The organism is Treponema sp. OMZ 855, assembly GCF_024181145.1.
GTDB lineage: Bacteria > Spirochaetota > Spirochaetia > Treponematales > Treponemataceae > Treponema.
This window is the reverse complement of record NZ_CP051194.1, coordinates 348987-363198: the sequence shown is the minus strand read 5'-3', so window position 1 is coordinate 363198 and position 14212 is coordinate 348987. Positions and strand designations below refer to the sequence as shown.

General features: G+C 39.7%; 14 protein-coding genes. 2 read left to right on the top strand and 12 right to left on the bottom strand.

The annotated features are described in order from the left end of the window. Positions 1-33 precede the first annotated feature (33 nt). Positions 34-969 (top strand): NYN domain-containing protein, encoded by a 936-nt coding sequence (locus E4N65_RS01800; protein WP_044016973.1) that lies wholly within the window; start codon positions 34-36, stop codon positions 967-969. A 54-nt stretch (positions 970-1023) separates the two neighbouring features. Next, the gene (locus tag E4N65_RS01795; RefSeq protein WP_044013832.1) at positions 1024-1629 is read left to right on the top strand and encodes an MptD family putative ECF transporter S component; all 606 of its coding nucleotides are present in this window, start codon (positions 1024-1026) and stop codon (positions 1627-1629) included. Between the two features lie 316 nt (positions 1630-1945). Here E4N65_RS01795 and E4N65_RS01790 read toward each other — a convergent pair whose 3' ends face one another. From E4N65_RS01790 to hprK, 12 genes are all read right to left on the bottom strand, one after another. Next, complete coding sequence (locus tag E4N65_RS01790) at positions 1946-2752, bottom strand: hypothetical protein (RefSeq protein ID WP_044013834.1); 807 nt, start codon at positions 2750-2752, stop codon at positions 1946-1948. A 67-nt stretch (positions 2753-2819) separates the two neighbouring features. Continuing rightward, a complete protein-coding gene (locus E4N65_RS01785) occupies positions 2820-3611 on the bottom strand; it encodes a hypothetical protein (protein ID WP_253673793.1) in 792 nt (263 codons plus the stop codon). 78 nt (positions 3612-3689) lie between these two features. Beyond that, on the bottom strand, positions 3690-4508 hold the full coding sequence (locus tag E4N65_RS01780; RefSeq protein WP_253673791.1) for a hypothetical protein: 819 nt from the start codon (positions 4506-4508) through the stop codon (positions 3690-3692). Positions 4509-4611: 103 nt separating this feature from the next. Beyond that, on the bottom strand, positions 4612-5877 hold the full coding sequence (locus E4N65_RS01775; RefSeq protein ID WP_044013842.1) for a hypothetical protein: 1266 nt from the start codon (positions 5875-5877) through the stop codon (positions 4612-4614). 73 nt (positions 5878-5950) lie between these two features. Beyond that, on the bottom strand, positions 5951-6292 hold the full coding sequence (locus E4N65_RS01770) for a hypothetical protein (protein ID WP_044013844.1): 342 nt from the start codon (positions 6290-6292) through the stop codon (positions 5951-5953). 290 nt (positions 6293-6582) lie between these two features. Then, the gene (locus E4N65_RS01765) at positions 6583-7932 is read right to left on the bottom strand and encodes a sodium-dependent transporter (protein WP_044013846.1); all 1350 of its coding nucleotides are present in this window, start codon (positions 7930-7932) and stop codon (positions 6583-6585) included. Continuing rightward, the gene (locus E4N65_RS01760) at positions 7916-8755 is read right to left on the bottom strand and encodes a tetratricopeptide repeat protein (protein ID WP_081984387.1); all 840 of its coding nucleotides are present in this window, start codon (positions 8753-8755) and stop codon (positions 7916-7918) included. Before E4N65_RS01760 ends, E4N65_RS01765 begins: the two co-directional genes overlap by 17 nt. Next, on the bottom strand, positions 8733-9815 hold the full coding sequence (locus E4N65_RS01755) for a uracil phosphoribosyltransferase (protein ID WP_369792420.1): 1083 nt from the start codon (positions 9813-9815) through the stop codon (positions 8733-8735). Before E4N65_RS01755 ends, E4N65_RS01760 begins: the two co-directional genes overlap by 23 nt. Positions 9816-10175: 360 nt before the next feature. Continuing rightward, positions 10176-11777: a lysine--tRNA ligase gene (lysS, locus tag E4N65_RS01750; RefSeq protein WP_253673790.1), complete on the bottom strand. Its 1602-nt coding sequence runs from the start codon at positions 11775-11777 to the stop codon at positions 10176-10178. A 124-nt stretch (positions 11778-11901) separates the two neighbouring features. Beyond that, positions 11902-12906 carry a DNA polymerase III subunit delta gene (gene holA / locus E4N65_RS01745; protein ID WP_253673789.1) on the bottom strand — a complete coding sequence of 335 codons (1005 nt, stop codon included), beginning with the start codon at positions 12904-12906 and terminating at the stop codon, positions 11902-11904. A 9-nt stretch (positions 12907-12915) separates the two neighbouring features. Then, positions 12916-13182, bottom strand: coding sequence for an HPr family phosphocarrier protein (locus E4N65_RS01740; protein ID WP_253673788.1), 267 nt, complete (start codon positions 13180-13182; stop codon positions 12916-12918). Positions 13183-13193: 11 nt separating this feature from the next. After that, a complete protein-coding gene (gene hprK / locus E4N65_RS01735; RefSeq protein WP_253673787.1) occupies positions 13194-14183 on the bottom strand; it encodes an HPr(Ser) kinase/phosphatase in 990 nt (329 codons plus the stop codon). Positions 14184-14212: the final 29 nt, after the last annotated feature.

The following is a 14212-nucleotide window of genomic DNA, read 5'->3' as shown; positions in this document are numbered from 1 at the left end:
GCAAAAGATGCAAATAAGGATACAATATCTATTATGGATAAGAAATATGTATTGCTGATCGACGGTGATAACATCCCGCCGAGTTTTTTGGAAGCTATCATCACCGAAGTCTCTAAAGAAGGTGAATTACTGATAAAGCGTTTATACGGCGACTGGACAACACCAAATATGAATGGGTGGAAAAATTGGCTTGAAAAAATCCCCATTCGTCCGGTACAGCAATTCCGCAACGGCCCCAATGCAACCGATAATACCATTATCATGGATGCTATCGAGTTGGCCAATACCAATAAAAGCATTAACGCTGTTTGCATCGTTTCGACAGATTCAGACTACTACAGTCTTGCCCTTAAATTGCGGGAATACGGCCTCTATGTACTTGGTATCGGAAAGCAAAATGCTAAGGCACTTTGGGTAAATGCCTGCAATGAATTTAAGTATCTGGAAAACCTCGATAGTACAACAACTCCGGAAGAAGAGAGTCAAGGCTCCCCCTTTGATTCTCTGGAAAAATTGCTCAACCATGCCTATAAGAACTCACGGATGACGGAAGACGGATGGGTCAGTCTTTCCGATTTAGGAAAATCCATTAGGCGGAGTATGCCGGAATTTGACCCCCGATCATATAACCATAATACCTTACGGGAAATTCTTGAAGCTTTTCCCGATCAATATGAAATGACAACCGACAAACTGGTTCCCCCCAATCATTGGATTAAAGCGACGGAGCGACAAAAGAGCGATACATTGAGCGGTACCATTAAGCGCTTTAAGGGCAACTGGGGCTTTATCGAAACTGCCGACCACGGCGATTTCTATTTCGGCCTTACAAACCTCACCAAATCATCCCGCCGCAAAAAGATTACGGAAGGAATGCCGGTACGCTTCAAAGTATTTAAGGAACCGAACGCAAACGGAGAGAACCTTGCTGAAAGGAACGGCAAAGCAACGGATGTGGAACTCCGATAGAAAGGTTTGTTATATACTGCCATTACACATTCAAATATAAGGAGTTACAAAACGATGACTGCAACGACATCCTTATCAGATAAAAAAATGGGCATTAAGGATTTTATCTATGCGGGGGTATTCGGTGCAATATACATTGTGCTGATGATGATTATTATGATGGGATCTGCCGCAATCTCACCTATCCTCTATTTTATAGCCCCGCTGATCGTTGGATTGGTGTGCAGCACGGTGTATATGTACTGTATGCTGAAAGTACATAAGTTCGGTACGGCATTGATATTCGGCGTGCTTTTTACGGTTACGGCCTGTTATCAAAGTTTATATGCGATATTTTTTTCATTAGCAGCAGCACTTACGGCAGAATTGATTCTTTTCTTGGGTAACTATAAATCGCAGAAGATGTATCTGCTGTCCTTTGTATTTTTTAATCTGAATATGTCTGCGCCGACCATATTATTGCTCTTTAACTACGGACGGTTTATGAATCTTGCAGAAAAACACAGAGGCTTTGCCTATGCACAGTTGATCGCAAAATTAGCATTCAATGGGAAAATATGGTATGCCATTTTATGCTGCGCTGTTATCGGTGGAATAGGCGGAGCTTTTATTACAAAGAACCTCGTTAAAAAATATTTCGAAAAAAACGAAGCCGTATAAATAGCGGAAAAAGATATATTAGCAAGCGCAATTAGCTCTTCTACCGATATTTTCTATAGCACAGCAATGTTAGGTTGAATCGGATTCTATACCGATTTTTCAACAATGTATTCTATTTGCGGGAACTTTTGTTTAATTTGATTAATTAGAAAGCCGCTACTACCACGAACCATGGAACACCGAGAAAACCTTTGTACAATCGTATTTCAACCATATCATATATTTCTTTTTCCCCTTTCTTTTTTCAATTAAGCCGCCCGTATAATTTACGTTTAACCAGAATTGATGCAAAGGCAATGTCAACTTAACGTGAGTGTTAGAAGTTTTTCTTTACATAATTCAAATAAAAATTTATAAAATCATCTTTATTATAATTTTCAGTTTTATTCATAAACATTATATTACTAAATTCTAACCTACCATTTCCTAGAATATATTTTTTTGTATCTATTTGTTTCTTATAATTTCTAATAATCATATTTTTTTTCATTTTTTTAGCGAATAATTTTACACATCTATTTTGACTTCTTGCTAGTTTTAATAAAATTTTGTATTTTAATAATCCACCGCTACTAAAAAGAGGTGTGGATAAATCATCTAAAGTTTCTAATAATATAAGATTAGCATATTCGTTATTTAGTTTCAAGATTTTTGAATAGAGATTTCTCTTAATTCTAATTTCATAAGCATACAACCATGTAAATTCCATTATATAATCATATAAAAGTAGTGGATCATTTTCTATTACAAAAATAAAATAATCTTCCAGTATTTTTTTACATTTTATTCTATGAATATTTAAGGTATCACAGATTATAATTAAGGCTTCTCGTCGTCTGATATATGAAGAATCAAATAGCATTTTTTCACAAAATTTATAAATACAATCATTTTCATATTTTTTTAATATTAATTCTCGATATTTATGCGAATGAGTTACTGAATCACAAATAAATGAACAAGGACTTTCCGATGTATAAACAGCATCATTTTCATAACATTTTTCGAAGAAAAGATTTGTATCTTTAATTTGCAATAAGTCTTTGCATACTTCTTCCAAATACTCATCTGTAAGATAATAGGTATATTCTTTCACCTTTTGCATTAATTCATCTTTTTCCAATATTTTACCCTATTTTTACCCATCTAATAACTGGCTGGACTGCACACGCAGACTAAACGCGCGTCGGCTATAGTCCTGTGTTATGTGATATTTCCATCTCCTGTAAAGCTTTTTTATAAAAAGAATAAAAATCATCTATTTTATAGGAACCATATATTTTTTCAAAATAATTAATACTTTTAATATATTCATCTCTTGTGAAATCTTTAATCTTGTTTGCACCTTGAACATTTGTTATAAATATTTCAAAATTCATAGTAAAATTTTGAATACTGTCAGCTCTTATTTTTTGTAAGTATTTTTCATTTTTATTTAAGCCTAATACTTTCTTAGTAAGTTCTTCATCATCAAACAGAAGTATAGAAATGAAATTTATTAAATCAAAATCTTCAACAAGTAATTTCTTGAATTCCTTTGCTTTTTTACTTTTTAAATAAAATAATTCTGTTAGACATCTGGCAGTTAGTATAGGATTCTTTTTGTAATATTCACTAATAAAAGCTGCCTCCAAATATTTGCAATTACTTGCGCTTCGTTTTTTTGCAAATGTTAAAATTGCAACTTCTTTTTTATATAGAAAATCAGAGTATAAATATTCTGAAAATTTTTCCCAAAAATTTATTTCCTCCAATTTTGAATCTATATATTTATAATCTTTGTCCCTAACATTCAGAGTTACATATAAATCAGTTAGAAATTCTATAATATTTGGGAAAATAAATTCATTCTCAGTTTTTTGATCCATATCGATTAAATTATATAAATCAAACGGTATATTGAGAATTTCATCCTCAGAAAAATAATTATAGATTTCCTTGCTGTTGTATAATCTGCTGGAAAAAATTTTGATAAAATTCATTTATTCTATTATTCCTAAATACCCCAGTCGAGTATCCATATAACAAAGTAAGTATTTTTTTATTCATTATTCATCTCTCTATCCGCTTATAGTATATATCGCTTTAATCTTTTTATTAGGCCAATATGTATACTTTACTTTTTGAATGGATTGCTCTATAAGTTCTTCAGTTTCAGCCTGATAATTTTTATAACATTTTGTATAAATCAAACTTCCTTTATAAATTATCTCTATTGTTTTTTGTCCATCAAAAATTATTTCTCTAGATAACCTTCCAGGATTTGCTTCATCATAAAACCATTCATGGGTTTTATTGTCCTCACATTCCTTCACCAATCTACCGGAATCATCATAATTCCGTCTTACGATAGTTGAACCAAAAGAATATTCAACCATAAGAGCTTCTTTCTTAATATCATTATATTCATATTTATAAAAGCCACCACTACTTGAACTTACAGATTTCTTATGTCCTTTATCATCATATGCATAAATCCACTCAGTTCCATCTGATGCAACCTCTTTTACAAGCTGCTTTCTTTCATTATAAAAGTATTCTGTTTCATCAATTTTGATAACTTTATTATTTACGGTAGTTGTATAAACTTCCTTTATCAGCAGTCCGTCTTCATCATAAACATATTTCCCTGTTATTAATCGATGACTTACCGTAGTATCCAAAACAACTTTTGTCGCAAGAATTTGATTATTAGAATTATATTCCCAATATTGTTTTGTGCCGCCTTTTTCTTTTCCTGCACACATATAAATCATATTTCCATTTTCATCAAATTTATAAACTTCACATTCAGACTCAATCATTATAAAATACAGAAACAAACAAATTATAATAAGTGGGACAAAGCATACGGAAAGTATTAATACTCTTTTTTTCATTCTTTTTCCTTAGTAGTGGCTCAATAAGCCGCCGGTATAGCTACCGCTTAACCTGCATTGCCGCAAAGGTAATGATAGGTTGAAGCGGGTGTTATGTGTCAAATCAATTATAATCATAATATAATTCAACAATATTCATTAAATTCTCTATCCTTTTTTGATAAATCCATTTACTTATATTCCGGCTTGCTTCTACGCCAAACTGATTTTTAACAAATTCAATCATGTTATTTTTGTAAGACTGCCACAAAAATTCTGTTTTCTTAATATCTGCTAAAGTAATTGTAAACTTCGGACCTTCAATTTGACCATCACCTATCAATGCATCTATTTTTTCTTTTATTTCAGTATACCTAGAAATTAAATCATTAATATCTTCAGTAGAGTTACGACTTATGGTATCCTGCATTTGTTCAATGATATCCAAAAATTCTTCTTTCTGTTTGTTTGATGATTCTATTGCCCATGCGATATAGCCTGAACCATCATGACCTTCTTCTGTCCAGATTTTTTGATCAACAAAATTAAAATATGAAGTTACTGCTTCATGAAATTTTCCCCGATTTTCATTTTTTATTTTTTCCTGAAATGAACTTACTCTTTTCTTTAAATATTCATTATTTTTATTTTCTTCTCTTATAGCACAGAAATTAAGTCCGTATCCGCTTGTAACATAGTTATCTATTCTAAATTCATGTATCTCATTTTTTTTATAATAACCATAGAAATCTTCTACTGCAAGTGTAAATTCTGCAGGAACAATTCCTCCACAAATTATCAACTGTAAAATCAGCTGAGGATTAGACTCTTCAAAACGGCTGTTTTCTCTAGATGCTTCTTCTGCAAGCTGCCAAATATAATAAGGATTTTTTTCTATATCTTCATCGTTATAAAACAAATCATATTTTTTACAGAATTTTTTTGAATCTAATGCCGGAAGCTCTGCGCATTTAGCAAGAAAATCAAGTGTATCAATAGCATGCTTATTGTTTTCCAAGCCTGTTTTTTTCAAATATTTTTTATAAACGTTTAACGCTTCTTTGGGGTTAGCTCTTTTAAAAGTTTCTGCACGGTAAACAGTTCTATCAAGGAAATAGTCCATTGCTTTCTCGTGTCCATTAACAGCTGCATTCCGTAAATATTTATAGGAAGCTTCCGGAGTATTTATATAGCGGTAAAATAATTCAAAGTCAGCATTAAAATTCCCCTTTTTTGAAAGTGTCAAAAACATTTGCAGAGCCTGCTCTTCATTGCCGGACTCGTATACTTCAATGGTCTTTTCAACAGTTATTTGATTTTGCTGTACTGATTGTGAATAGCATGATGCTACAATTATAACTAGAAATATTATAAAAACTTTCCTTTCCATTTTTTATTCCAAGTGCTCCAGTGTGGGTGTTAGGCATATTTTCATTGTAAAATTTCTCTATCTTTCTCAAATTTTAAGTCATATAAACTAATGTAGGATAATCAATATAGATAATTAAAATGAATATCAAGCATAAAAAAGCTAATAACACTATATCTACTAAAAATATTTTGTATTCTTTATCTTTCGCTCGAAAAATAATGCCTACAAGAAGAAATATTAATATAGATAATATATAAATCAAAAAAACAGAAAAAACGATTCCAATCCATTTCTGATCAGTATATGAAATTGAATCTATTTGGAGCCGATGAGCAATTGAAACAAAAATACTAATAAGCCCCAAAAAAAGACATATAAAAAATAATGTCAAATCTTTTTTCAGAATTTTAAAAACACTATTCTTTTTATCCATTCAAGCTCCATATCTTTATCACATAGGTTTAAATATAAAGTCCAAAATCCAAATAAGACAAAAAATATATTAAAAATTCTTACAAATAAATTATGACAAAAAACTTTTTTCATTCTTTCTTCCTAAAAAGCAGGCCAGTAGCCTGTCGCCATAACACCCTTTAGCCCTTTTCCATAATATCATAGAAACTACACGCCTTCAATCTAAACTGACACCTCTCCAAGCAGCTATATCCTTCTACCATAACACCCGCCGGAACACATCATCAACAGCCGGATTAGGCCTATGCTCTAGAATCCCTCGCCGCGCACCAATGCGACAACGCACAGAAACAGTGCGAAAAGCGTGTACACGTATTTACCGAGGTAGTACCAGCCGTTGCCGTAGCGTTTCTTTGCTCCGGTGTTGATTTCGTCCAATAGCTCATCTTTTTTCATTACCCAGAACCACGAAACAGCGCCGAGCACTGCACCGATCGGGATAATATATGTGGAGACCAAATCCATCCATGCGCCCCAGCCGCCGAGAATTGCGCCCTTGGTTTCTGCGATGGGTTCCATAAATACACCGATGCCGAAGGTGATGACGCCGAGAACGATAATCACTGCAGTTCGCTTTAAGCCTTTAAACGTATGCATCAGCGATTCGGCGACCACTTCAAGCATATTCTGCAAAGATGAAACTCCTCCGAACACGACGACGAGGTAGAGGATGATACCGAATATTCTGCCGCCGGGCATTTTTTGAAGAATGGAAGGGAGGACAACGAACAGCAAACCGGGACCGCCTGCAGGATCCATCCGATAAGCGAAACACGCGGGGATCATCACAAGGGCTGCAACAACCGCCGCGATGGTATCGAACAATGCGGTATTTTTTGCTCCCGCTACGCAGTCATGATCTTTACTTAAATAAGCGCCGTATACAATCATCCCCGATCCGGTAATAGATAATGAGAAAAAGGCCTGCCCCATCGCAGTTATCCACACGGACGGATTTTTTAAATGATTCCAATCGGGGGTAAATAAAAACGTATACCCTGCAAAAGCGCCGGGCAAAAATGCCATACGAACAGCCAATGCCGCAAACAAGATGAAAAAAAGCGGCATCATTATTTTATTTGTTTTTTCTATCGTATGTGCGCCGAGCACAATGGTCAGCAGCGTTACAATAATAATAACCGCGTGATAGGGTACAACGCTGAACTGCTGAAAGGCAAAGGATTCAAACCACTGTCCGGGTTCTACCGTCATAATACTGCCCAGTACGGACTGCATAAAAGCCTTGAGTACATACGCGATGATAACAGCATACCCGATAGCGATTGTGATTGAACCCGCCAAGGGCAGCCATCCGATTATCTTACCGATGCCCTCAAGGTCTTTGCGGCCGTGCTTCCATGCATAGGCATAGGAGCCGAGCGTCCCCGTACCGCTGCGACGGCCGATTGCGTATTCTGCGGAAAGTCCGACATATCCGAAAAGGATAACAAATAAGATATAGATGAGCAAAAAGGCACCGCCGCCGTTGCTCCCAAGCTTGTAGGGAAAACCCCACACATTTGCCATACCGACAGCCGAACCGACGCAGGCAAGAATAAACCCTATGTTGCTGACAAACCGATTATTTTTTCTTTCCATCTTTTACCTTTACCTCCGCGGCTTCGGCGTCAGCCGCTGTTTTCGCAGCAGCCGGTTCGGTTCTAGAATCGGACGCGCCTTTTTCCATCCGGCTTTCGGTACTGTCTGCCGTATCAGTCTTGTTCTGCACTTTACCGTCTTTATTCGGCTCTTCCTGCGCTTTCTTGATTTTTTCTTCAAGTTCGGCGAAAGCTTTGTTTTCAGTGCTTTCGGTAAAACGGGTTTTCATCTCTTCAATAAAAGAAAGCGCTTGGTCATACCGTTTGGAAAGAATCAGTATACGAACATAATTGAGTGCCGCTTCGGGGTTTTCCGAATCCTCATCGTACAGTTTTTTGTACATTTCACAGGCGCGTGCTTCATCGCCGGTTGCCGCAAGGCTGTAGGCATACGCTTTTGCAATCAGCACATTGCCGGGCGCATCTTTATATTGCCGTTCAAGGATGTTCTTCGCCTTTCCCCAATCGCCTTGCAGCCCGTACACTCGTGCCAAATTATACTCCGCCGCATTTTTATGCGCAGGATCCTTTGCCGCCTTTAGATAAAACTCCGCCGCTTTGTCGTACTTAGTCACCTCGGTATAGGCTTGAGCAATCTCAAAATAGGCTTTCGCCGTTTCGGAATCGACATTACCCTTTGCAAACAAACCGGCAGCGGTTATAAAAAAAACCAGTAAAAACAGTATGCTGTTTTTAGGCACCCGATCAGCAATATTGCGAATACCCTCGGCAGAATTAACAGCTGGAATCTGTTGAACCGTCGCTACTGCTGTCGATTGAACCGCTGTCTCATCGATACGCTTATTTATTTTGAAGCACCACATTCTCAATCGCTCTCAACTGATGCCGGTAAAGCCCCGCGATAGTCGCGCCGTAATCCGCAATAAGCTGAATCATATTCCGCGGATGCTCTGCTTCATCGACACCGTTGATTCTATCGCCCGCGTCTCCCAGCCCGGGAAGAATATAGGCCGCAGAATTCAGTGCGGGATCCATCCACAACGTGTATACCGTACAATTCTTTAAGGCCCGGGCTGCACACAAAGCGCCTTTGAGTGACGAAATGACATGGAAACAACTGATCGATTTCGGTTTCACTCCTTGCCGTTCAAGGTATTTGACAACGGTAATCAAACTGCCGCCGGTTGCATTCATCGGATCTGCAAAGATCAGGTCTTTTCCGTTCAAGTCTTCCAAATTGAAATACGACATATCCAAATTAAGGACATACTGCATATCATCGACTTTTTTTGTATCATCCCGTTTGATCTTAAACAATGCGAACGGGGTTACATAGCCGTGTGAAGAATATTCTTCAATCTCCTTGGACATAATCATCGACGGAAGGAGCGCACCGCGCAACATCACACACATGACGGTGTTTTCTATTTTATGATCGATGTCGCTGATCTTATGCACGGCGTAGTTCTGTACGGGAACGGTAACCGGCGTTTTGGAAATAAGATAGTTTTTGCTATCCTCGTGGCTCCCGCTATACGCAAGTTTGAAGAGCATTTCAAAGGCGCGTTGAGTATAATAGATGAATTCGTTATGACCGGTTTCACTGCTGCGCAGTTTTGCCATAACGCGGGAGGCTTCCGCATGGCTTGCAAAATCGGTATTGAATGAATAGACCTTGAGCTGGGGTACTTCTTTGCAGATTTCCTGCAAAATCTTTCCCATTTTATCATACAATGCGATAATCTCAGTTTCAGCTGCATCTTTTTCTTTTTTATCTGCGGCAGCATCAAGCAACGTAAATTGCTGCATTGTCTGATTATACAATTCATCCAATTTTTTAAGGTATGCATTATCCTTCGATGTTAAATACCCTTGTAGCGATTCCGCTTCCATAATAACTTGTTTCATATCAAACTCCTCTATTAAATTACATACATAAACGCGGTCAGCTTTTTAAAGCATCCGAGAACCTCTAAAAACTTCAGTTTTTTAGAGGTTCTCCTTAAACTTTTTGCGATGTATTTTTATAAATTATTACAGTATAACAATTTATAAAAATACTCGTCGGGCATCTCTAAAAATCTAACCGAGTTTTTAGAGATGCCCATCCGTGTTCACAAAAAAAAACGCCCTTAAAAAAGAGCGTTTAAAAAGATTCATTAAAATGAAACAATGGCTGCAAAGGGAAAGGCAACAACAGCGGAATACCTTCCCCATTTTTTCGAGTACAGAATTTACATCCAATGCCGAAGTGCAACCATGTTTTGCCATTTGCGCAGTATTCTAATAGAATGAAAGCAATTGTGCAAGCCGTTCCTTTCCGATTATCTTTATAAAACCGGCAAGGCGCGGTCCTTGGTCTTTCCCAATCAACGCCTGATAAACAGCGGTAAACAGCGCTTTCGGTTCGATTTCGCACGCATGAGCTACATCATACAGCGCAGTTGAAAAAGCCTTTTCATCAAGCGCGTCCATCTGGGGTAACAGCTCATCGCGGATTTTGCAGAGTGCAGCAGTTTCGGCTGCGGAAAGTTCCGCCTTGCCGCCGTCGGTACGCAGGGCAAACCGGAAATCCTCCGGCGCACATTCGGTAATCCAATACCATGCGCACTTTGCCCGTGCTTCAAAACGCTCCCGCTGTTCTTCCTTCATATCCGGCAAAAGATTCATGACCGCCGCGATGTCTCCGGCATTGATTTGTAAAAGGTTACAAAGGTGTCTGAACGGAATTTGATACGATATACAGGACGGCATCCCTTCAACCTGCGAGAGTTCATAGATGCGGCGTTCCTTCGCATACACTTCATCGTTTTTAGCCTTATCGACACCCCATGCGATACGCTCGGTTTTATCGTAATCCTCATAGGTTTTGATAACGTCCAAGTCGAAGCTGATGGAAAACTCCGTGTTCGGCCTCGTTCCGGCAAACAGGTACCGCGCAATTTCAGGCTGATACACGTTTAAAACATCGGACAGACTGATGACCTTTCCCTTTGACGAGGACATTTTACCCGGCAAGCCCTTGATACCGATAAAATCGTAGCGGAAGCTGACGGGAGCAGGCCAATCATATACTTCATCCGCGACAAGCCGCGCCGTGTCGAAAGAACCGCCTTGGCTGTGATGGTCTTTTCCGGCAGGTTCAAAAACCGTTTTTTCAAACTGCCAGCGCATCGGCCAGTCAACTCTCCATCCGAGTTTTAATTCCTTTGAGGTACGTAAGTCGGCCTTTTCCTGATGGCCGCAGCTTGTGCAGCGGTATTCCAATCCGTATTCGCCGTCGTAAGAAACAATTTCGGTAGTGTCTTTATTGCAATTGCAGCAAAACGCCGCAACCGGCCAATATTCTTCCGTTGCGGGAATTTTATGCTCATCGTCGCGATAGCGGTTTAAGCAATCCTTTATTTTGCCGCGGTTTTGCAGCGCTTTTTTCATACCTTCGGCATACATGCCGCTGCGGTACCGTTCAGCCTGATATAAAAATTCCGGATGAATACCGACTTTCGGCAATACCTGCTCTACATCCACTTCGTGATGACGCGCGTAAGACGTGTCGCGGCCCGTTGTGTCGGGTACCATTGTAATAGGATACCGCAGATAGTTTTGCAGCGTTTCTTTTCCGGGCATATTCTCAGGCACTTTGCGGAACACATCGTAATCATCCCACGAATAAATAAAGCGTACCTTTTTGCCGCGGTCGCGTAGGGCGCGTACAACTAAATCAACCGAGATAATTTCTCGGAAGTTGCCGATGTGAACGGTTCCCGACGGCGTAATTCCCGAAGCGCAGGTATAAGATTCCAAATCGCCGCGCTCGCGTATAATCTTCTCCGCGGTTTGATCCGCCCAATGTACTAATTTCTGATTGTTTTGTTCTTTACTCATATCATTCCTGTGTTGAACTCAAACGTCCCTGTCAATTAGGCTCGAAAGGTTCTGTTTTGCTGATTGTTTGAAAAATATTGCGGAATTGTATACTGCGCGGTCGATTGTGTCAATTGAAAATACACTACCGTGCAGCGTTGCTGTACGCCGCCAATTCACGCCCTTGATTATAAATAATGCTGTAAAGGCAGGCGTCGAGCAACACTCCCGACAGTTCTTGCCCCATCGTGCGGATTTGCATATCGGTTTTATTTAAGAGCGATATAATACGGTACACGGTTTGCTCACTCCACTGTTTACTCGCCCGGCGATATTGGTCGATTGCTTTTTTCGAGGTAAAGCCTGCTTTTTTTAAGCTGAAATCGTCAAGCCCGCCGGTTTGCGCAAGATTGTGCCAGTCACGCAGCCGCCGAAAGCAGTAAGTAAGTCCTGCAATCAGCTGTACCGGCGAAGATTCTTTGGAAAGGGTCAGCTTTTGACGGATATTCAGCGCATATTCCAGATTGGCATTACTCAGCGCATCGAAAAGCGTAAACGGCGTTTCTTCTTTGTTATGAGCAAGCAGACGTTCAACAGTCTCCGCCGTCAGCGTTGTTCCCGGTTCAAAAAAGAGACTGATATGTGCACAAGTCGTTTTTAACGCTTCGGTGTTATTTTCTACCAGTTCCAGCAGAACCTCGATCGCATCCTGTTCAATACCGATTTTCGACTGCGCAAAAAAACGGCGGATCCAATCCTGTTTTTTATTTTCAAACAGTTCCCAGAATATTTTTTTATGATCTTTAGGTACCAGCCCCTCAATTTTTTTATCGATACCGATTTCATCGGAGATCAACACTAAAAACGCCCCGTCTTCATTGGGTGTCTGTTCAGCCCACTGTGTAAGCGCCTGTATATCTTCCTTTTTCTTGATTGCTTCCGCGTTTCTGACAACGGCAAACCGAGCTTCCGCGAACAAAGAACCGTTTTGAACGGCATCCAACACAACCGCTATTGAAGTATCCGCTGCATAAAAGAGATGATTGTCGAGCTGCCCATATTTTTTTTCCGCACTTTTCCGGAGCGCTTCAAGCGCATCGTTCCGTTCCCCCAATTCGGGGCCGGTAAAAAGCCATAAAGGAACACTCATCTTTTCGCGTTATTCCTCTTCAAATTTCGCGGCAAAAAGCTGTTCAAGCGCGGCAACTGCTTCGACTTCGTCGGCGCCGTCGGCAGAAACGGTCAGTTCGGTTTTATACCCCGCTGCCATTGTCATTACACCCATAATGGATTTTGCATTGACGGTAATATTTTCTTTTTCAAACATAATATTCGACTGGAACTTATTTGCCGTTTGTACAATCAACGATGAGGGACGCGCATGGATGCCGGCGCGATTTTGCACAACAATCTTCTTTGTTACCATAGATATTTTCCTTAATAGGTATCATCCGCCGAATAATACGGTACCCGGCTTGTATCACTTTCCATCCAGCGCAGAATATTTTGATTAAATTCTTTCGCAGAATAAACGCCCATACTTTTAAGCCGCTCGTTCATTGCGGCTGTTTCTAAAATAATCGGAATATTCCGTCCTGATTTTACCGGTATTTCCAAGAGAGGCAGCTTTACATCCAATATCTCGGTGGTAAGTTCCTCAGTACCGATGCGGTCATATACTTTATGTGAATCCCATTCTTCCAACTTAGCCACCAGCTGTATCTGCTTTTGTTCCCGCACGGAGCGGACGCCGTAAAGCTGCATGATATTGATAATGCCGAGTCCGCGTATTTCCATGTGATGCCCGATTGTCTTATGAGCGCCCCGCCCGATCAAACTGTTTCCATTGATACAGGTAATTTCGACAACATCGTCAACCACCAAGCGGTGCCCCCGCTCTACAAGCTCAAGTGCCGTTTCGCTCTTACCCACCCCCGAATCACCTAAAATGAGGATACCGAGGCCATACACTTCTACCAGAACGCCATGTATCGCTACAGTCGGAGCGAATACATTGGAAAGAACACGCATCAGCCGCACGGAAAGTGCACTGGAGGAAAGATCCGTTTGCAGCACGGGGCACCCCGTTTCCTGTGCCAGCTCTAAGAACACGGGAGGAGGAGGAATATTGTGAGAAAAGATACAGCAGGGAATATCGTAGGTCATCATTTTTTTTATATTTTCTACGGTATTGCTTTCGATAAGTGTTTGTAAATAGGCGCACTCCCCCCTACCGAACAACTGAACACGCTGATAAGCAAAAGAATCAAAGAAACCTGAAAGCGCAAGGCCGGGACGGTTTAAATCCGCAACGGTAATGCTGCGCGTCAACCCGTTTTGTCCGCACACGCAATGCAGGTGAAGGGCATCGTGCTCCGTTAAGTCGAGATCGAGTAATTCAAGTACCGTTAAACCCTTAGAAATCATGTATAAGCCTTTGTAAACGCGCCGATTAC

Excerpts from the sequence above, each read along its gene's own strand:
- E4N65_RS01800 (WP_044016973.1), top strand. The coding sequence starts at position 34 with ATGGATAAGAAATATGTATTGCTGATCGACGGTGATAACATCCCGCCG.
- E4N65_RS01795 (WP_044013832.1), top strand. The coding sequence starts at position 1,024 with ATGACTGCAACGACATCCTTATCAGATAAAAAAATGGGCATTAAGGAT.
- E4N65_RS01785 (WP_253673793.1), bottom strand. The coding sequence starts at position 3,611 with ATGAATTTTATCAAAATTTTTTCCAGCAGATTATACAACAGCAAGGAA.
- E4N65_RS01780 (WP_253673791.1), bottom strand. The coding sequence starts at position 4,508 with ATGAAAAAAAGAGTATTAATACTTTCCGTATGCTTTGTCCCACTTATT.
- E4N65_RS01775 (WP_044013842.1), bottom strand. The coding sequence starts at position 5,877 with ATGGAAAGGAAAGTTTTTATAATATTTCTAGTTATAATTGTAGCATCA.
- E4N65_RS01770 (WP_044013844.1), bottom strand. The coding sequence starts at position 6,292 with ATGGATAAAAAGAATAGTGTTTTTAAAATTCTGAAAAAAGATTTGACA.
- E4N65_RS01765 (WP_044013846.1), bottom strand. The coding sequence starts at position 7,932 with ATGGAAAGAAAAAATAATCGGTTTGTCAGCAACATAGGGTTTATTCTT.
- E4N65_RS01760 (WP_081984387.1), bottom strand. The coding sequence starts at position 8,755 with ATGTGGTGCTTCAAAATAAATAAGCGTATCGATGAGACAGCGGTTCAA.
- lysS (WP_253673790.1), bottom strand. The coding sequence starts at position 11,777 with ATGAGTAAAGAACAAAACAATCAGAAATTAGTACATTGGGCGGATCAA.
- holA (WP_253673789.1), bottom strand. The coding sequence starts at position 12,906 with ATGAGTGTTCCTTTATGGCTTTTTACCGGCCCCGAATTGGGGGAACGG.
- E4N65_RS01740 (WP_253673788.1), bottom strand. The coding sequence starts at position 13,182 with ATGGTAACAAAGAAGATTGTTGTGCAAAATCGCGCCGGCATCCATGCG.
- hprK (WP_253673787.1), bottom strand. The coding sequence starts at position 14,183 with ATGATTTCTAAGGGTTTAACGGTACTTGAATTACTCGATCTCGACTTA.